Consider the following 16,997-nt stretch of genomic DNA (forward strand, 5'->3'; position numbering starts at 1 on the left):
GTCGATCAGCCTTCCTTGGGGCCCGCCGACTGGACCACCTCGAACGACCACAGCGTCGCCCCGGTGGCCGCGGGCTTGGGCTGCTCGCCGCCGCCCGGACCGCTCTGGCCACCGCTGCCGTGCGAGGCGCCCATCCCGGCCCGCCACTTCTCGAAGTCCTCCTCGGAACGCCACCGCGTGTACACCAGGTAGGTGTCGGTGCCCTCCACGGGCCGCAGCAGCTCGAACCACTCGAACCCGTCCGAGCCCTCCACCGCACCGGCCCGCGAGGCGAACCGCTGCTCGAGGATCTCGCGCTGCTCCTCGGGGACGGTGAGTACGTTGATCTTTACCACACTAGGCACATGACACCTCTGTCAAAGAGAAGCCCCGACTGGGCCCCTAACCTGGACCATGTGCGCGCAGTCTCCTACATCCGTCAGTCAAAGCGTCGTGAGGACGACTCTGCTTCCTCGCCCGAGGCGCAGCGGACCAAGTGCGAAGCGCTGATCACTAGAGTCGACTCAGCGCGTCGGCCACCCGCCTGTGTACCTGCCTCCGTGGTACACAGGCGGGCTTTCATGAGCGTGCCTTGACACCTTCATGATCTTCACGATGCTCATACGCCCATTGTGGAGGACGGTCAGAGGGCAGCCGGAGGACGGTCAGAAGGCACTCGGCGAACGGGTCAGCAGGTGCGCCCCGTGTACCAGGCGCCACTGACGTCCGACGCCGTCCCGATCCACGTCACGCCCGGGCCCACGCACTGGATCGTGTTGGGACCCCAGTCGTCGATCTCGATCTGGATGCGCGAACCGTCGCTCGTGCAGTGGTTGTAGTAGGCGTTGCTGGAGGTCTCGTAGAAGCCGCAGGGCTCCCTGAGCAAGGGCGCCTCGGGAGCGGGGGCGGCGGAGGCGGTGGCGGCCATGGAGGCGGCGATGGCCAGGGTCATGGCTCCGACCAGGGCGGGAAGGGAACGGCGCATGCGCATGGGACGACTCCTTGGTGAGGGAAAGGGATCGCGCACCGGAACGAGGACCGCGAGGGCCGAGCGGTGCGCACGAGAAGACTCGCGCCCCCGATCCCGGGAGGTCACGTCCGCTCACTCGACTGGTCGACCCGGTCCACCAGGTCGAGTGATCATGAAGGAGTCGCAGGTCACGCGCGCCGGGCGGTCACAGCGCACGCCCCTCCTGGAGCCGCACCCCGTTCACCGTCACCAGGTCCGTCCGCTCCGAGCCGCCCACCACCCGGACCCAGCTGTCCACGCTGAGTTCCTCGCCCTGGAGCTTGATGTGGAAACCGCCGTACATGCCCGGGACCGGGAACCAGAGACGGGGGATGTCGAGTTCGGTGAGGACGGCCGGGTCGGGCAGGCGCAGGGCGTGGCTGGTGGCGAGATCCTCGCGGCCCGGACCGCCGCCGCCCGAGCGGTGACGGATGAGGCGGTGGAGGTGCTCGCGGAGCCGGTCCAGCACGTCCTGCGGCAGGGGATGGCGGTAGGCCGGGGAGAGCAGGGCGGTGAGGTGCTGGTGGCCGCGTCGTACGGCGATGTCCACCGGGCGGGTGCCGTCCGTGGCGCGCAGGGTGCGCCAGGCGCCGCGGGCGAGGAGCCGGCCGACCGTCTCCACGTCGGTGCCGTGCCAGGCGGCCTGGTGCAGGGGGCCGTAGCCGCTGTTGCCCTCCAGGCGGCCGGAGTTGACCCATTCCGGGTTCTGGTCGAGGACCTCGAGGACGGTCTCCCAGTTCCCGGCGTGGGCGGCGTCGGACATCCGGTCCCGCTCGGCCGCCCACTTGTCCTTGATCGAGGACCGGCGTACGACGCCGTCCCAGTGCGCGCTGCTCTCCACGGCCATGCCGTCGAGTCTACGGATCATGGACTCGGCGCCCGGGGAGGGCCTGCCACCCCTGCGTGACAGAGGCGCCGACCCGGGCGGCGGGTCGGCGCCTCAGGGGGTCACGCCACGGAACCGATGCGCTCCACGCGCTCGTTCACGCCGTTGCGCAGCTCGTTCAGGGTCGTTCCGGGCGGCGCCACCTTCGGGGTGGAGGACGGCGGCTGGGTCTCGTCCGCGCAGGTCGTGCCGCGCTTGGGGACCTTCAGGTCGACCAGGTACGACGTCACCGCGTCGCTCGCGCACGCGCTGCGTCCGAACGCCGTGTGGCCCTCGGCCTCGAACGTGAGCAGCCGTCCGTTGTCGAGCTCCCGGGACAGCGCCACCGCGTCACGGTAGGGGGTGTCCGGGTCGCCGGTGGTGCCGAGGACGAGGATCGGGGCGGAGCCGTCCGCGTGGAAGGGACCGTCGTAGCGGCTGACCTGCTCGCCGGGCCACTGGGTGCAGGCGGTGGCGTGCTGGTGGTCATAGGTCGGCGGGCCGTAGGCCATGGCGGGACCGAGCAGGGGCGCGATCCGGGCGTTGGTGGTCACCTCGTGCCTGAGGCGGGCCTTGCCGCCCGGGTAGTCCTTGTCGACGCACTCGACGACCACGTTCGGGCCGAGGAAGTCGAAGCTGGCGGGGGACGGCGGCCGCAGCAGGAAGGACGTGTTGTCGCGCTGCTGCGCCTTGCGCAGGGCCTCGCCGAAGGCGGGCCAGATGACCTTGCCCTCGTTGATGTTGAACATCAGGCGGTAGACCAGGGTGTAGCCGTTGGCCTTGCCGCCGCTCGCGGTCGTGACCGGGTTCGCGTCGAGGTCGGCCTTCAGCTTCTCGAAGGCCGCGCGCGGGTCGCCGTCGCCGAATCCGCAGGTGGCCTGGTCGGCGGCGCACCAGTCGAGGAAGCGGCTCATCGCGCCGTCCAGGGCCTGGTACTGGACCCGGTCGTAGGTGTACGGCTGGTTCGCGTAGCGCTCGGGGTCGTACGCCCCGTCGAGGGCGAGGGCCCGCACCCGCTCCGGGAACAGGGACGCGTAGACCGTGCCTATGTAGCTGCCGAACGACCGGCCGTAGTAGGTGAGTTGCTCCTCGCCCAGCGCCTGGCGCAGCAGGTCGATGTCGCGGGCGACGTACTCCGTGCCCACGTACGGCAGCAGGGCGCCCGAGTTGGTCTCGCAGGCCTGGTCGAAGTCCGCGGCCTGGCGGACGGCGGCGTCGTAGGTGGCCGGGCCGGGAGCGGGGGCGCCCTTGGCCGCGGTGACGGCGGCGGTGTACGTGGGGTCGTCCCAGCACTGGAGCGGGGAGCTGCGGCCGACGCCGCGGACGTCGTAGCCGAACACGTCGAAGGAGTCGCGCATCGCGGCGGGCAGGTCGGCGTAGTTGTTGCGGACGAAGTCCACGCCGGAGTTGCCCGGGCCGCCGGGCTGGAGGAAGAGGGTGCCCTTGCGGGCGGCCTGGTCGGTGGCCTTCTTGCGGATGACGGCGAGGGTGATGGTGGCGCCGTCCGGGTCGCGGTAGTCCAGCGGCACGGCGGCGTTCGCGCACTCGAAGCCGCCGTTGCAGGCGGCCCAGTCGAGGGTCGGGACCGGCGGTGCGGCCGAGGCGGGTGCCGCCTGGACGACGCCGGCGCCGGCCCCGGCTGTGACGAGCGCGAGCGCCGCCGCCGCGACGGCTCTCAAGGTGGTTCTGATCACGTGGGTTCCCCCTGTAGCTGAGGTGACACCAAGAACCCACTCGGAAAAGGGGGTTGAGGGTTGCACGCGAGCCAGGAGTTCTTGCCATGAGAGCCATTGAGAGCCATTGAGAGCCAGACCAGGAGTTCTTACATGTGAACAAAAATCAGGTGACCAACTATTGACGCGTTCAGGTCAGCAGCCCTAACTTCCCGGAGGGAAAGCGCTTTCCGTCACCTTGTACATCTGCTCCGCACCTCTGGCACGACCCGCACCGTCCTGGAGATGGAGATCCACGATGCACCTGACACACCTGAGACCCGTCATCGCCTGCGCCACCCTCCTCGGCGGCACGCTCGTCGCCCTGGCCGGCCCCAACGCACAGGCCGCCACCAGCCGTTACGAGGCGGAGACCGCGCCGGCCGTCTGCACCGGCGCCATCGAGACCGAGTGGTCCGGCTACTCCGGCAGCGGCTTCTGCAACGCCGACAACGCCACCGGCGCCTATGCCCAGTTCACGGTGACCGCACCCGCGGCGGGCACGGCCACCGTGGCCGTCCGTTTCGCCAACGGCACGACAACCGCCCGAACAGCGAACATCATCGTGAACGGCACGACGGTCAGCGCGGCCTCCTTCGAGGGCACCGGCACCTGGACGGGGTGGACCACCAAGACCCTGAGCGTGCCGGTCAATTCGGGCAGTAACACCATCCGTCTCAATCCGACCACGGCCAACGGCCTGCCCAACGTCGACTACCTCGAGGCCACCACCACCGACGGCGGCACCACACCCCCCACGAGCGGCGCCGTCTACGTCTCGCCCACCGGCACCGACAGCGCGGCCGGCACGATCGACGCCCCCACCACCCTCACCTCCGCGATCGGCAAGGTCGCCGCGGGCGGCACGATCTATCTGCGCGGCGGCACGTACAACCAGTCCACGACGATCACCATCCCGGCCGGCAACAACGGCACCGCGAGCGCCCGCACCAAGCTGTCCGCCTACCCGGGCGAGAAGCCGGTGCTCAACTTCTCGGCGCAGACCGAGAGTTCGTCCAACCGCGGACTCCAGGTGATGGGCAACTACTGGCACGTCAGCGGCCTCACCGTCGAACGCGCCGGTGACAACGGCATCTACGTCGGCGGCAGCAACAACATCCTCGAGCGCACGATCACCCGCTTCAACCGCGACACCGGCCTCCAGCTCGGACGGATCGCCTCCACCACGCCGGCCGCCCAGTGGCCGGCCAACAACCTCATCGTGAGCGCCGAGTCGCACGACAACGCCGACTCCGACGGCGAGGACGCCGACGGCTTCGCCGCCAAGCTGACGACCGGGTCCGGCAACGTCTTCCGGTACGCCGTCTCCCACAACAACATCGACGACGGCTGGGACCTCTACACCAAGACCGACACCGGTGCCATCGGCCCGGTGACCATCGAGGACTCCCTCGCCTACGACAACGGCACCCTCAGCGACGGCACCACGGCCGGCAACGGCGACCGCAACGGCTACAAGCTCGGCGGCGACGACATCGCGGTCAACCACGTCGTGAAGCGCAGCATCGCCTTCGAGAACGGCAAGCACGGGTTCACCTTCAACAGCAACCCGGGCACGATGACGATCTCCAACAACCTGAGCGTCGCCAACACCCAGCGCAACTTCAACTTCGACGGCGGCACCTCGGTGTTCCGCAACAACACCTCCTGCAACAGCGGTTCCTCCGACCGCTACGTCGGCGACGCCGACAGCTCCAACCAGTTCTGGTCCGGCACCAACGGCTCCCGCTGCTCCGCCTACTCGGGCGCCCTGGGCTGGTCCTTCGCCTCGGACGGCACGCTGGTCGTGACGATCGGCGGCGCCAAGGTCACCCTGTAGAGCCGCACCTACCTGCCCAAATCCGAAGGCCCGGGTCCCCGATCCGGGCCTTCGGCGCGCGATACGGCAGTCTGTGACCTGTGAGCGACAACTCCAGCGAACCCCTGTTCATCAAGATCTGCGGCCTCAAGACCGACCGGGACGTCGACACGGCGGTCGAGGCGGGCGCCGATGCCATCGGCTTCGTCTTCTCGGAGAGCCCGCGGTGCATCGACGCCGCCACGGCTCTCCGGCTGAGCCGTCGCGTGCCCGAGCACGTCCTGACGGTCGGTGTCTTCCGCAAGGAGCCCCTGGACTTCGTCACGTCCACCGCCGGCGAGTCCGGCATCCGCGCCGTCCAGCTGCACGGCCCCGAGGACCGCGGCTACTACGCCGACCTCGCCACCGGCGACTGGACCCTGATCCGCGCCGCCGCCTTCGGCGAGGGCGTGCCCCGGGTCGGCGAGTACGGCGAGGACATGCTCCTGCTCGACGCGCCCATCCCCGGCTCCGGCATCGCCTGGGACTGGTCCAGCAAGCCGCTCGCCGCCCCCGGTGAGAAGTGGCTCCTGGCCGGCGGGCTCACCCCCGACAACGTGCGCGAGGCCGTCCAGGCCACCAGCCCTTGGGGAGTCGACGTCTCCAGCGGCGTCGAGCACACCCGCGGCGTCAAGGACCCCGCCCTCATCACGGCCTTCGTCAAGGCGGCCCGGCCGCAGGTCTGACGGCAACGGTCACCGGTCACCGGTCACCGGGCGCGGGGCGCGGGGTGCGGGGCGCGGGGCGCGGGGCGAGATTCAACGCCCCGGTCACCTCCACCGCGCCGGTCCCGCCCAGTGACACCGCCCCTTCGGCACCTCGGCCTCGGCGCTCCCCATGTCCGCCTCCGCTCCGGAACGGGCCACCGGCTCCCGCGGGCCGGCTCTCGTCGCGGCCGGCGCCGGTGCCATCGGGCCCGCCGCGCGCAGGTGCCGGGTCAGCCGGTCCGGGTCGGCGTCGGGGCGGCGGGCCAGTTCTCGGGCCAGGGCGGCGTGCCGGAGCTGACGGGCTGAGGGGGTCTGGGTGCTCAGGACGACGTCGCGGGGGAGCTCGGGAAGGCGGTAGCGGCCGGTCCCGGTGGCATCGGGGTCGGGGTCCCAGACCAGGACGCGGGCGGTGACGGCGGCGTCGATCAGGGGCAGGAGTCCGTCGGGGGCCAGACCCTGGACGGCGGCGAGGAGCGCGACGTCCAGCCACTCCCCGTCGGCGGCGGCGAAGGTGAGCATCCTGCGGACCGGGTCGGAGAGTTCGAGGAGACGGGCCTGGAGGAGGTTGCGCACCGCGGCCGGTACCCGGGCCGACGGACCGGTGCGTTCACCGGGCGGGAGTCCGGTCAGCTCGGTCAGGGCGAACGGGTGCCCCTCGGAGCGCCGGTGCAGGGCCGCGGCCTCCTCGGGGCCGGTGTCCTCGCCGCGCGCCGCGAGCAGTTCGGCCACGTCGTCGACGGTGAGGGGCGCCAGGGTCAGCCACGCCGTGTCGAGCAGGGCCAGGTCCGCGAGCAGCATGCTGGAGTGCGGGTTGTCGCCGCTGCGCAGGGTGCAGACGAAGAGGACGGGCCCCTCCCGCAGCACCTGCGCGAGCCGCCGCAGCAGCCGGTGGAATCCCTGCGGCGCCTGGTCGAGGTCGTCGACGACACAGAGCGTGGGCGCCTGCGTGAGCTCCCGCACCACCGTGGCGAGCGGATCCTTCTGCGCCACGTCGTCCTGCGCGGAGTCCCGGCCGTCCTGCCGCAGCGCGTCGAGGATCTGGACGGTCGGGCAGGTCTGGGATATCCCGCGGTTGCCGCTGAGCGCCTGCCCGGCCCGGGTGCGGGCGACGGTGAACCCGGCGGCCAGGGCCCGCGCGGACAGCTCCTCCACCAGCCGCGTCTTGCCGTACCCCTGCTCCCCGTGGACCACGGCCCAGCGGGGCCGGCCCGTCGCCGCGGCCGACAGCAGCGCGGCCAGCTGCCCGGTCTCCTCACCCCGGCCCACGAAGTGCCGCGGCTCGCTGTGCGCGCCGGGCGCGGTGTGGTCGGGGCCGACCGAGAGCGTCGTACCGGCCGAAGGGGCGCCGAGGACGACGGCGTCGTGCCGCAGGATCGCGGTGTGCAGGTCCCGCAGCTGGGGACTGGGGTCGAGCCCGAGCTCCGTGGCGAGCATGTCGCGGAACCGCTCGTACTGCCGAAGCGCCTCCACCGGCCGCCCCGCCGCGTACAGCGCCCGCATCAGCAGCGCCCAGGACGTCTCGCGGTGCGGATCCCGCAGTACGAGGCTGTCGGCGACGTCGATCGCCTGTTCCGTCTCGCCCTGCTGGACGAGGATCGTGGCCTGGAGCTCTCTGGCGTCCTGGAGGGCGCCGTCCAGCCGGGTGCGCTCCCGCAGCGCGAAGGCGTGCTCGGCGGCCTCGGCCAGCGCCTCGCCCCGCCACAGGGCGAGTGCCGCGTCGATCTCCTGGCGGGCGGTGGGGAGTCGGCGGACCCGCAGGGCCTCGCGGGCCCGGCTCACGGCGTCCTCGAAGAGGGCGGTGTCGCGTGCCTCGCGCGGCACCTTCAGGGCGTATCCGGCCGGCCCGCTGACCAGGGTGGTGGACCGGCCTTGGCGGACCGGGTCGAGGACGGTGCGCAGCCGGCTGACGTGGGCGCGCACGGAGGAGGCGGCGCCGGTCGGACGGTCCGTGGGCCACAGGTCGCGGCAGAGGGTGTCCGCCGAGACGGGCCGGCCGTCCTCGACGAGCAGCCGCACGAGCAGCAGACGGCGCTGCCGGGGCCCCAGATCGAGGGCAACGTTGCCATGCACCACCTCGACGGGCCCCAGCACACCGAACCGCAACGCGGGTTCCACACCTGAGTCCACCGGTCGGCCCCCTCCCTGGCGACATCGGAGCATGCAGGCTACGGGATTCATGTGACCGTCCTGTCGCGGACGCGACCCCCGAGCAGGCGACAACGCGGCGACAAGTTCCGGGCAACACACCGGAGTTACGTTCGGACCCCGCCATCCGGACTCAGAAGGAACCCAAGACACCTCATGCGTAGATTGAAGTCGGCCCTCGTCAGCACGGTCATGGCGGTCGCCGGTCTCGCGGCCGCCACCGCGACCCCCGCCCAGGCGGCTACCGAGCAGGAGTACGTGGCCCTCGGGGACTCGTACGCGTCCGGCGTCGGCGCGGGCCACTACGACGGCGCGAGCGGCGACTGCAAGCGCAGCGCGGTGAGTTACCCGGCGCTGTGGGCGGATGTGCACGACGAGTACAAGCTGACGGACGTCTCGTGCAGCGGCGCGACCATCGCGGACGTGCGCGCGAACCAGCTGTCCGCGCTGAGCACCGGCACCGACTTCGTCACCCTCACCGTCGGCGGCAACGACACCCAGTTCAGCAGTGTCGTCCAGGCCTGTCTCACCCAGACCGACAGTTACTGCAAGACGGCCACGGACTGGATGTCGTACTACGCCAGGAACCAGCTGGTGGACGAACTCGCCGCGCTCTACAAGGACATCAAGACGCGGGCGCCGCACGCGAAGATCACCGTCCTCGGCTACCCGCGGGCGCTCTCGGCGACCGGTACCTGCCCCCTGGTGGACCTGGACTCCGACCGGCGCACCTACATGAACGGCTTCGCCGACGCCCTCGCCGAGGGCACCAGGGCCGCGGCGGCCAAGGAGCCGGTCACCTTCCTCGACGTGCGCGAGGCGTTCAACGGTCACGGGGCCTGCGGCGCCGACCCGTGGATCAACGACCTGACCGCCGGGACCGAGGTCTTCCACCCCACCCTGGCGGGCTACATCGCGGGCTACTACGGGAAGTTGGACGCCACCTGGGGCTGATGCCCGCAGGCGGCGCCCGCGTCCCGGTCAGTCCGTCATCGCCTCCCGGACCAGGGCCGTGTCGACGAACTGCTCGAAGCGCACGATGAGTCCGCCGCGGACGACGAAGTGGTGTGCGACGCGTACGGCGATCGGCTTGCCGGTGGCCTTGTTGACGGCGGTGTAGCGGGCCAGGACGGCGACGTTCTCGCCGTCGACGACATAGGTGTCGTCATGGGCGGCCCAGCCGTCCCAGTCCTGGCCGAGCTTCTCCATCACGTTGGACGTGACACCGTCGGGGGTGCGGTAGGTGCCGGCGAGGGGGAAGCCGGCCATCTCCGTCCACTCCACGTCGGGCGCGAGGGTGGCCCGCAGGGCCTCCAGGTCACCGGCGGCGGAGGCCAGGTACTGACGCCGTACGACGTCGGCGGGCGCGGTGGAGGTCGCGAACTCGGCCATGGTCAGCCCCACTTCATCTCGCCCTTGGCGACCTTCGCCCCGATCTGGGCGGCGATCAGCATGCCGTTGTCGGGGTAGCGGGCGACGAGCGCCTCGGTGAGCGCGGCACCGTCGGCGGCCTTGGCGAGCTCCTCCTCGAAGGCGAGGAGGTAGTCGCGGGTGGCGGTGATGGCGGAGGCGTCGGCGGCGGTGTCGGGGAGGCGGTGGCCGGGCACGACCAGCTGCGGCTCCAGCGCGGCCATCTCGTCCAGGACCTTGATCCAGGCGGACCGGGACTCGGGGGTGGCGGTGTCGGCGACCCAGACGTGCTCCTGCTGGAAGAGCAGGACGCCGCCGATCAGGGCGCGGTGCTCGGCCTGCCAGAGGTAGTGGCGGTCGGGCAGCTCGGGGGTGCCGCCCTTGAGCTCGAAGCGGTGGCCCTCGAGGGTGAGGTCGCCGGTCAGCGGCTGGAGGTCGACCAGCCGGGTGGGCAGGTTCGGGCCGAGCGCGGCCCAGGCCTTGAGCTTGCCCTCGTAGGAGTGCTTGATGTGCTCGATGACGATCGGCGTGGCGACGAACACGGCGTCCGGGAAGGCGTCGGCGATGACCTCGGCGCCGAAGTAGAAGTCGGGGTCGCCGTGGCTGACGAACACGGTGGTGAGTGTCTTGCCCGAGTCGAGGACCGCGGCGGCCAGCCGGTGGCCGTCGGCGCGCGTGAAGGCCGCGTCGACCAGCAGCGCCTCGGTCTCGCCGGTGACGAGGGTGGCGGTCTTGTTCCTGCTGCCGGCCGGGAAGTCCAGGTCGAGTACCTGGAAGGAGAGGGTGCTCATGCGGGGCTCCTTGTGAGTGCTGCGGTTCAGCGGGTGACGGACGGGATGGTGGCCAGGCGTCGGTCGACCTCGTCGGCGGTGGCGTGGCCGTGGGCGAGGACGGTGACCGAGTCGCCGTCGACCGCCAGGAGGGTGGGGAAGCCGGAGACGCCCAGTGCGGCACTGCGGCGGAAGTCGGCCTCGGCGGCGGCCCGGGTCCCGGGCGCCTCGAAGGCGGCGGCCACGGCGTCGGCGTCCAGCCCCGCCGCCTCGGCCACCGTGCGGTAGGTGGCGGGGTCCGAGAGGCTCAGGCCGTCGACGTAGAAGGCGTCCTGGAGGGCCGTGGCCAGCTCCGCCGTCCGGTCGGGGGCGACCTGGCGCAGGGCGACGACGCCGCGGGCGGCGGCTTCGGAGTCCATGACGAACGAACCGTCGGCGATCAGCCGCTCGTAGGCCTCGCCGAACTCGGCGCCGGTCAGCTCGGCGATCTTGGCGTTCGCGCCCTGGACGTATCCGAACTCCCGGATCGGGACCCGGCGCGATCCGGTGAACAGACCGCCGGAGACCACCTCCACCGGGAGTTCGGGATGGCGGGAGGCGACCTCGCGGAGCGTCCCGGAGAAACCGTGGGACCAGCCGCAGTAGGCGTCGAAGACGTGGACGAGCCGCATGGGAAGACCTCGACAGAGGGTGGCGCCCGCCGGGTGCGAGCGATTCATCTGACAGAACAGTAACTGACGCGTCAGATATTTCCCGTCGGGTGTGACGGCCGACACACCTGCGCCTCTACAGTCATCAGAGCACGGCGACCCCCCGGCCGCAGCTCGGAGCCGCGCTGGTCAGAGAGGGGACAGGGGGTCAGAGAGAGGACAGGGGAGTCAGGGCAGGCGGGGGAGGGTGTCCCGCGCCGAGTGGCTCAGGATCCGCAGGTTCTCCGTGAACCGGTCCAGGTCCTCGGGCGGCAGGGGGGCCAGGAAGTAGCGGCGGATGTTCTCGACGTGCACCCGCGCGGCGGCGACCGCCGTCTCCTCGCCCAGCGGCGTGAGCCGCACCAGCCGCCCGCGCCGGTCACCGGGATCCTCGGCCCGCTCCACGAGCCCGGCCGCCTCCATCCGGTCCACCAGCCGGGTCGCACCGCCGGTGGTCAGCACCTGCTCCTGGGCGACGGCCCGCATCGACAGCCCCGGCTCGTCCGCCCGGCCCAGGATGAGCAGCACCTCGAACATGAGATGGCTGATCCCGCACTCCACCTCCAGGGCCCGCCCCAGGATGTACTCCAGCCGGTTCGCCGCGCCCTGCAACCGCCCGAAGGCGAGGACCAGTTCGTTGTTGGCGGCCTGCTTCGCCGTCGCGATCTCCACCCGCTCGTCCACGGCCGCGCCGCCCTTTCCTCGTCCCCGCCGATGCTCCCCCGATCATGATGCCGTGCCGGTCACGGCCCGGCTCACAGCTCGAACAGGGCCGCCGCGTTGTCGTGGCACACCGCCCGCAGCCACTCCTGCCCGAGGTCGAGGCGCTCCAGGGCCTCCAGCTGGTGCAGATACGGATAGGGGATGTTGGGGAAGTCGGTGCCGAGCAGCACGCGGTCGCCGAGGTCCGCCAGCCGGGGCAGGGCCTCACGGGGGAACGGCAGGAAGCCCTCGGTGAAGTCGGTGAACGCCATCGTGGTGTCCAGCCGCACCCCCCGGTACCGCTCGGCGAGGCCGAAGAACTCCTCGTACTCCGGCATCCCCATGTGCGCGACGATCAGCCGCAGCGCGGGATGCCGGGCCAGCACCCGCGCGATCGGCTCGGGGCCGGTGTGCTTGCCGGGCGCCGGACCGGAACCGCAGTGGATCACCACGGGCGTCCCGGTCTCGGCCAGCACCCCCCAGGCCGCGTCCAGCAGCTCGTCGGCCGGGTCGTACGCCCCCACCTGCACATGTGCCTTGAAGACCCGCGCGCCCGCCTCGACGGCCTCGCGGACGTAGGTCTCGACGTCCGGCTCGGGGAAGAGGGTGGCGGTGTGCAGACAGCCGGGGGTGCGGCGGGCGAAGTCGACCGCCCACTCGTTCAGCCAGCGGGCCATGCCCGGCTTGTGCGGATAGAGCATCGAGGTGAAGGCGCGCACCCCGAACTCCCGCAGCAGCGCGGCCCGTTCCGCCTCCTCCTGCCGGTAGGTGATCGGCCACTCCAGGCCGCCGGTGAGCGGTCCGAGGGCATCGAAGTACTCCCAGACCTTGCGCAGCACCCGCTCGGGCATGAAGTGCGTGTGCACGTCGACCAGCCCCGGCAGCCCGAGCCGTCCCCAGAACCGGCGCACCTCGCCGGCCTCTCCGTCCGCGGACAAAGCGGCGCCCACCCCGTGATCACTCATGCGGCCCACGATCGCCGCTGACGAAGCCGCGCGTCCACCCCTCCATCAGCGACCCGGCCCATTCTGTGCTCGCCGTGGCAGGTTTTCCCCGAGGCCGACTAGAGTTCTGTTACGGGAACCAGTTCCCCGGTGCGGGCCGTGACAGCGGCGGTCCGCGGGAAGGCGTACATGCCCTCGCAAGACCGGTCGCGTGCCGCGGACCGGCTCGACGACGACCACCACCCCGCGTACACCATGGGCCGTGCCGCGGAGGTGATCGGCGCCACCCCCGGGTTCCTCAGGGCGCTCGGCGAGGCCGGACTCATCACGCCGATACGGTCGGAGGGCGGCCATCGCCGCTTCACGCGCCACCAGCTGCGCCTGGCCGCGCGGGCCCGCGACATGGTCGACCAGGGCACTCCGATCGAGGCCGCCTGCCGCATCATCGGCCTCGAGGACCAGCTGGACGACGCCCTGCGCGCCAACGAGGAACTGCGCCGCGAGGACTGAATATCTCACGGCGCCGCGGTAGGAATCCGCGCGGTCCCGGAAAAGCCTTTCCCGGTACGCCGATGATTTTCCGGACGCCTTCCCGCTTTCCCGTGCGGTTGATTTCGTCCGTGCTAGGCTCAATTCAGTTGCAGTTGTGGTTGCCATTCTTGCCATTCATGCCGGTTTTCCGGGGCAGGTGATCATCACAGCGATGACGGAGCTCACGAGGTGTGGGTTCCAGCACTGCCTAACAGGAGAAAACACATGGCCACCGGCACTGTGAAGTGGTTCAACGCGGAAAAGGGCTTCGGCTTCATCGAGCAGGAGGGTGGCGGCCCGGACGTGTTCGCCCACTACTCGAACATCGCCACCCAGGGCTTCCGTGAGCTTCAGGAAGGCCAGAAGGTGACCTTCGACGTCACGCAGGGCCAGAAGGGCCCGCAGGCGGAGAACATCGTCCCCGCCTGACACACGGCGAATGCAAGGGGCCCGCACCCTGAGTGCGGGCCCTTTCCCGTTTCTCCGACCTTTGTGAGGCACCTGTCATGCGCTGTGTGATCGCCCGTTACCCCTTCGACCTGACCAAGGCCGGGGTGGAGAAGTCGATGGAGAAAGTCCGGCCCGTACCCGCGACGGGCGCCAGCGTCGCCATCGGGGACCGGGTCTACTGCGTCAAGCAGGTGGGACAGGTGGTCACCGGACAGGACCCGCGTGACTTCACCGCCGCGGAGATGGTCCGTGCCCTGGTCCGGCTCGGCTTCACCTGCCGGACCGCGCCGCCCCGCCCCGCGGCCGCCACCGACCTCTCGTACGGCTCCGTGGACCGCCTGCTCGGCTGATGAGGCAACGTGCCGCCGTCGTCATGCGTCCATATAGGTGAAACCTGTGTGCCACTCAGCTAACATGTTCGAGCTCGCGACGAACACTGCTATGCGGCGCGATAGGTAAAATTTCAGCCTATATATATAAATCGGTCAAACAGTTGATAAACGTACCGTTGCCGGTGTTTTCGCGAATAAAGATCTTGTGGGTCGTGGCAGGCGCCGCGACCCTCGCACTCTTCGTGACGCTGGAGATCGCCGCCCGCCACTACGGCCTGCGAGGACCGATCACCTACCAGCTGCGCGAGCTGGTCCTGCCCCCCAAGTCGGGCGGTCTGCTCTACGCGGGCATGGCGCTGATGCTGGTGGTGCTCCCCTGGCGGCAACGGTTCCTCGCGCTCGGCACCGCGCTCGGCCTGGACGTCCTCTTCGCGCTGGCCCGCTGGGTGTTCGACGTCAAGGCGACCGGCAACCTCTACGGCAACGGCGCGCTCTGGGTGATCCTCGGCTGCGGAGTCCTCGCGATCACCCGCCGCACCGGCCGGGAGCGGACCCTGCTGCTCAAGGGCGTCGGGCTGGCCCTGCTGCTGGTGGTCGGCCGCAAGGCCGGAGACACCTGGCTGCTCCTGACCTCGGCGAGCCGCCACTGGGTGCTCGACCAGTACGTCGCGACCGCCGACCACGCCCTGGGCAACCCGTCGTGGCTGGTGGGCCGGTTCGTCACCGCCACCGGCGCGGTCGGCTTCAACTTCCTCGACTTCGTCTACGGCCAGCTCGCCCTGGCCGCCGTCGCCGTAGCGCTCTACCAACTGCGCAACGTGGCGACCGAGCGCGCCTTCCCGCGCCACCACCTGGTCCGCACCTTCCTGGTGATCGGCCTCCTGGGACCGGCCGTCTACATGGTCTACCCGGTGGTCGGGCCGATCTTCGCCTACGGCAACGGCACCGAGCACTGGGCGTCGATCAGCCTCTGGGCGGAAGCGCACTCCACCACCCAGTGGGCGGTGGCCGACCTGTGGCCGCGGACCATGCCGCCGATCACCGCGCCGCACAGCATGCCCTTCGACGAGATCACCCCCCGCAACTGCATGCCCAGCCTGCACACGGCCTGGGCGGTCGCGATCTTCATCCACTCCCGCAAGGGCCCGAGGGCGCTGCGCTACGCGGGCGCGTTCTGGCTGGTCGCCACCCTCACCGCGACGCTCGGCTTCGGCTACCACTACGGCGTCGACCTCATCGCCGGCGTGGTCTTCGTCCTCACCATCGAGGCGGCCCTGCGCACCTACGACCGCGGCTGGCACCGATCCGGAGTCCAGCTGGTCGCCTACGGCTCCACCGTCTTCGTGGCGCTCCTGGTGGCCTACCGCTGGCTGCCGCTGGAGATGGCGCGGCAGCCCTGGCTGTACGGCCCTCTGCTCCTGCTGGCGATGTCCTCGGTGATCTACGGCTACGTACGGACCACCACGCGCTGGGAGCGGGTGACCCTGCCGGCCGCGCGGACGCAAGAGCCGCCCGAGCCCCTGGTGCGGCAGGTCGCTCAGCCGCGGACCTCGGGGTCGTACGGGTCCCGTCCCCACTCGGAGGAGCCGAGGGGGAAGGTGTAGGCGGGCCGCCCGACGTTCCCGCTGGTCCGGAAGGGTTTGCCGTCGTCGTCGACGCGCACGGTGCCGTGCCGGTCGCCGCTCGACCAGTCCAGCTCCAGGTACCAGCTGACGTTGTGGGCCCGGGCGTCCGCGAAGACGTGGAAGACCTCGGGGTCGGACTCGCTCACCTTGTACGGGAAGTCGCGCTGCCCGCCCTTGGTGCCGACCGAGGGGCGCCCGGCGTCGAGGTCCACCGTGAACGCCGTCGTCTGCACGGCGCCACCGCAGCCGACACCCATCGAGTAGTCGTTCCAGGCGAGCGGCGCGCTCTTGTCCACCACCCGCACATGCAGCGCGTCCAGGACGACGGTGGCCCTCCCGGTGCCCTGCACGGTCAGTGAGAGCATCTGCTGCCCGGCGGCGACCCCGCCGAGCGCGTTGACCCAGCCGCGCGCGTCCGTCTCGGCGGGCGGCGGGGGCACCTGCTCGGGCTGCCGGTCGACCAGGTAGTGCTGGCTGCACGGCTCCTCCCACTTGTACGGGTCGACGGTGACGGCGGGCGCGGTGGCCCCGTCCGCGACACCACCACCCCGGCCCGCACCGGCCGCACCGCTCCGGGAGACGGAGGGTGCGGCACTGCCACCGGCCGAGACGGACGGCGACGCCGAACCGCCGGTCGGGCTCGCCGACCCGGAGGGGGTGCCGGCGACGGATCCGGCGGCGCCGCCGGACCGGGTGGCGGCCCCCACGGACCGCTTCCCGCCCCGGTCGTCCGCGTCGTCGCCGGGCACGAGCCTCACCGCGAGCGCGGCCGACACGAGCACGGCGGCCACGGCGCCCCCGGCGAGCACGGCGGTACGACGACGGGCGCGGCGCGCGTCGGTCGAGGGCCGCGGCTCCTCCGCGGCGGGTTCGTCCCCGGTGGGTTCCTCCCACGTCGGCCCCTCCGGTGAGGAAGCCTCCGCGGACCCGTCTTCGGACCCGTCTCCGGGCGCGTCCGCGGGGGCCGCCACCGGGGCACCGCCCGCCTTCTGCCCCCGCCGGGCATCCGCGAAGACCCACCGCCGGTGCAGCTCCACCAGTTCCTCGGGCGTGGCCTTGCAGACCCGCGCGAACCGCTCCACGGGCGCGTAGTCCGTCGGTACGGCGTCCCCGTTGACGTACCGGTGAAGCGTGGACGCACTCATGTGCAGCCGCTTCCCGAGCACCCCGTAACTGAGCCCGGACCGCTCCTTCAACCGGCCCAACAGCTCCGAGAACTCCTCGCCCGCCACCGTTTCTCCCTCTCCCCACGTCCCGGAAACCCATTCC

Annotated in this window: 18 protein-coding genes; 7 read left to right on the forward strand and 11 right to left on the reverse strand. The window is 71.2% G+C overall.

Going from position 1 to position 16,997, the window contains the following annotated elements; translation table 11 throughout:
- Window positions 1-5: 5 nt before the first annotated feature.
- The 4 genes from ABKA17_RS15775 to ABKA17_RS15790 all read right to left on the reverse strand — a co-directional run bounded on the left by ABKA17_RS15775 (window position 6) and on the right by ABKA17_RS15790 (window position 3,547).
- A complete protein-coding gene (locus tag ABKA17_RS15775; RefSeq protein WP_353692665.1) occupies window positions 6-344 on the reverse strand; it encodes an antibiotic biosynthesis monooxygenase family protein in 339 nt (112 codons plus the stop codon).
- A gap of 323 nt (window positions 345-667) precedes the next feature.
- The gene (locus ABKA17_RS15780; protein WP_353692666.1) at window positions 668-970 is read right to left on the reverse strand and encodes a DUF6355 family natural product biosynthesis protein; all 303 of its coding nucleotides are present in this window, start codon (window positions 968-970) and stop codon (window positions 668-670) included.
- A 184-nt stretch (window positions 971-1,154) separates the two neighbouring features.
- Window positions 1,155-1,856 (reverse strand): ankyrin repeat domain-containing protein, encoded by a 702-nt coding sequence (locus tag ABKA17_RS15785; protein ID WP_353692667.1) that lies wholly within the window; start codon window positions 1,854-1,856, stop codon window positions 1,155-1,157.
- 80 nt (window positions 1,857-1,936) lie between these two features.
- On the reverse strand, window positions 1,937-3,547 hold the full coding sequence (locus ABKA17_RS15790; RefSeq protein WP_353692668.1) for an alpha/beta hydrolase: 1,611 nt from the start codon (window positions 3,545-3,547) through the stop codon (window positions 1,937-1,939).
- A gap of 277 nt (window positions 3,548-3,824) precedes the next feature.
- Here ABKA17_RS15790 and ABKA17_RS15795 point away from each other — a divergent pair, with 277 nt between their 5' ends.
- Both ABKA17_RS15795 and ABKA17_RS15800 read left to right on the forward strand, forming a co-directional pair.
- Entirely contained in the window at window positions 3,825-5,405 is a 1,581-nt protein-coding gene (locus tag ABKA17_RS15795; RefSeq protein WP_353692669.1) for a right-handed parallel beta-helix repeat-containing protein, read from the forward strand.
- A gap of 80 nt (window positions 5,406-5,485) precedes the next feature.
- Window positions 5,486-6,109: a phosphoribosylanthranilate isomerase gene (locus tag ABKA17_RS15800; protein WP_353692670.1), complete on the forward strand. Its 624-nt coding sequence runs from the start codon at window positions 5,486-5,488 to the stop codon at window positions 6,107-6,109.
- A gap of 84 nt (window positions 6,110-6,193) precedes the next feature.
- On the opposite strand, the gene ABKA17_RS15805 is transcribed toward ABKA17_RS15800, so the two are convergent.
- Window positions 6,194-8,257 carry an ATP-binding protein gene (locus ABKA17_RS15805; protein ID WP_353692671.1) on the reverse strand — a complete coding sequence of 688 codons (2,064 nt, stop codon included), beginning with the start codon at window positions 8,255-8,257 and terminating at the stop codon, window positions 6,194-6,196.
- 174 nt (window positions 8,258-8,431) lie between these two features.
- On the opposite strand from ABKA17_RS15805, the gene ABKA17_RS15810 reads away from it, so the two are divergent.
- Entirely contained in the window at window positions 8,432-9,229 is a 798-nt protein-coding gene (locus tag ABKA17_RS15810) for an SGNH/GDSL hydrolase family protein (RefSeq protein WP_353692672.1), read from the forward strand.
- A 27-nt stretch (window positions 9,230-9,256) separates the two neighbouring features.
- Here ABKA17_RS15810 and ABKA17_RS15815 read toward each other — a convergent pair whose 3' ends face one another.
- From ABKA17_RS15815 to ABKA17_RS15835, 5 genes are all read right to left on the reverse strand, one after another.
- Entirely contained in the window at window positions 9,257-9,667 is a 411-nt protein-coding gene (locus tag ABKA17_RS15815) for a nuclear transport factor 2 family protein (protein WP_353692673.1), read from the reverse strand.
- A 2-nt stretch (window positions 9,668-9,669) separates the two neighbouring features.
- Window positions 9,670-10,476: an MBL fold metallo-hydrolase gene (locus ABKA17_RS15820; RefSeq protein ID WP_353692674.1), complete on the reverse strand. Its 807-nt coding sequence runs from the start codon at window positions 10,474-10,476 to the stop codon at window positions 9,670-9,672.
- Window positions 10,477-10,502: 26 nt separating this feature from the next.
- Window positions 10,503-11,126, reverse strand: a complete 624-nt coding sequence (locus tag ABKA17_RS15825) for a DsbA family protein (protein WP_353692675.1) — start codon at window positions 11,124-11,126, stop codon at window positions 10,503-10,505.
- 207 nt (window positions 11,127-11,333) lie between these two features.
- On the reverse strand, window positions 11,334-11,828 hold the full coding sequence (locus ABKA17_RS15830) for a MarR family winged helix-turn-helix transcriptional regulator (protein WP_353692676.1): 495 nt from the start codon (window positions 11,826-11,828) through the stop codon (window positions 11,334-11,336).
- A 71-nt stretch (window positions 11,829-11,899) separates the two neighbouring features.
- Complete coding sequence (locus ABKA17_RS15835; RefSeq protein WP_353692677.1) at window positions 11,900-12,811, reverse strand: amidohydrolase family protein; 912 nt, start codon at window positions 12,809-12,811, stop codon at window positions 11,900-11,902.
- Between the two features lie 168 nt (window positions 12,812-12,979).
- Between ABKA17_RS15835 and ABKA17_RS15840 the strand changes: the two genes are divergently transcribed.
- The 4 genes from ABKA17_RS15840 (at window position 12,980) to ABKA17_RS15855 (ending at window position 15,707) form a co-directional block, all read left to right on the forward strand.
- Window positions 12,980-13,300: a helix-turn-helix domain-containing protein gene (locus ABKA17_RS15840; protein WP_353692678.1), complete on the forward strand. Its 321-nt coding sequence runs from the start codon at window positions 12,980-12,982 to the stop codon at window positions 13,298-13,300.
- A 246-nt stretch (window positions 13,301-13,546) separates the two neighbouring features.
- The gene (locus tag ABKA17_RS15845; RefSeq protein WP_046247661.1) at window positions 13,547-13,750 is read left to right on the forward strand and encodes a cold-shock protein; all 204 of its coding nucleotides are present in this window, start codon (window positions 13,547-13,549) and stop codon (window positions 13,748-13,750) included.
- Between the two features lie 77 nt (window positions 13,751-13,827).
- The gene (locus ABKA17_RS15850) at window positions 13,828-14,121 is read left to right on the forward strand and encodes an SCO5918 family protein (protein ID WP_353692679.1); all 294 of its coding nucleotides are present in this window, start codon (window positions 13,828-13,830) and stop codon (window positions 14,119-14,121) included.
- 194 nt (window positions 14,122-14,315) lie between these two features.
- Window positions 14,316-15,707: a phosphatase PAP2 family protein gene (locus ABKA17_RS15855; RefSeq protein WP_502994243.1), complete on the forward strand. Its 1,392-nt coding sequence runs from the start codon at window positions 14,316-14,318 to the stop codon at window positions 15,705-15,707.
- Here the strand turns inward: ABKA17_RS15855 and ABKA17_RS15860 are convergent.
- Entirely contained in the window at window positions 15,641-16,960 is a 1,320-nt protein-coding gene (locus ABKA17_RS15860; RefSeq protein ID WP_353692681.1) for a transcriptional regulator, read from the reverse strand. The two genes, ABKA17_RS15855 and ABKA17_RS15860, sit on opposite strands and share 67 nt — an antisense overlap.
- Window positions 16,961-16,997: the final 37 nt, after the last annotated feature.

This window comes from Streptomyces sp. RG80, assembly GCF_040446465.1.
Classification (GTDB): domain Bacteria; phylum Actinomycetota; class Actinomycetes; order Streptomycetales; family Streptomycetaceae; genus Streptomyces.

Bases quoted from the DNA above. Each gene is read 5' to 3' on its own strand.
- ABKA17_RS15780 (WP_353692666.1), bottom strand. From the start codon at position 970: ATGCGCATGCGCCGTTCCCTTCCCGCCCTGGTCGGAGCCATGACCCTG.
- ABKA17_RS15785 (WP_353692667.1), bottom strand. From the start codon at position 1,856: ATGATCCGTAGACTCGACGGCATGGCCGTGGAGAGCAGCGCGCACTGG.
- ABKA17_RS15795 (WP_353692669.1), top strand. From the start codon at position 3,825: ATGCACCTGACACACCTGAGACCCGTCATCGCCTGCGCCACCCTCCTC.
- ABKA17_RS15810 (WP_353692672.1), top strand. From the start codon at position 8,432: ATGCGTAGATTGAAGTCGGCCCTCGTCAGCACGGTCATGGCGGTCGCC.
- ABKA17_RS15815 (WP_353692673.1), bottom strand. From the start codon at position 9,667: ATGGCCGAGTTCGCGACCTCCACCGCGCCCGCCGACGTCGTACGGCGT.
- ABKA17_RS15820 (WP_353692674.1), bottom strand. From the start codon at position 10,476: ATGAGCACCCTCTCCTTCCAGGTACTCGACCTGGACTTCCCGGCCGGC.
- ABKA17_RS15825 (WP_353692675.1), bottom strand. From the start codon at position 11,126: ATGCGGCTCGTCCACGTCTTCGACGCCTACTGCGGCTGGTCCCACGGT.
- ABKA17_RS15835 (WP_353692677.1), bottom strand. From the start codon at position 12,811: ATGAGTGATCACGGGGTGGGCGCCGCTTTGTCCGCGGACGGAGAGGCC.
- ABKA17_RS15840 (WP_353692678.1), top strand. From the start codon at position 12,980: ATGCCCTCGCAAGACCGGTCGCGTGCCGCGGACCGGCTCGACGACGAC.
- ABKA17_RS15845 (WP_046247661.1), top strand. From the start codon at position 13,547: ATGGCCACCGGCACTGTGAAGTGGTTCAACGCGGAAAAGGGCTTCGGC.
- ABKA17_RS15850 (WP_353692679.1), top strand. From the start codon at position 13,828: ATGCGCTGTGTGATCGCCCGTTACCCCTTCGACCTGACCAAGGCCGGG.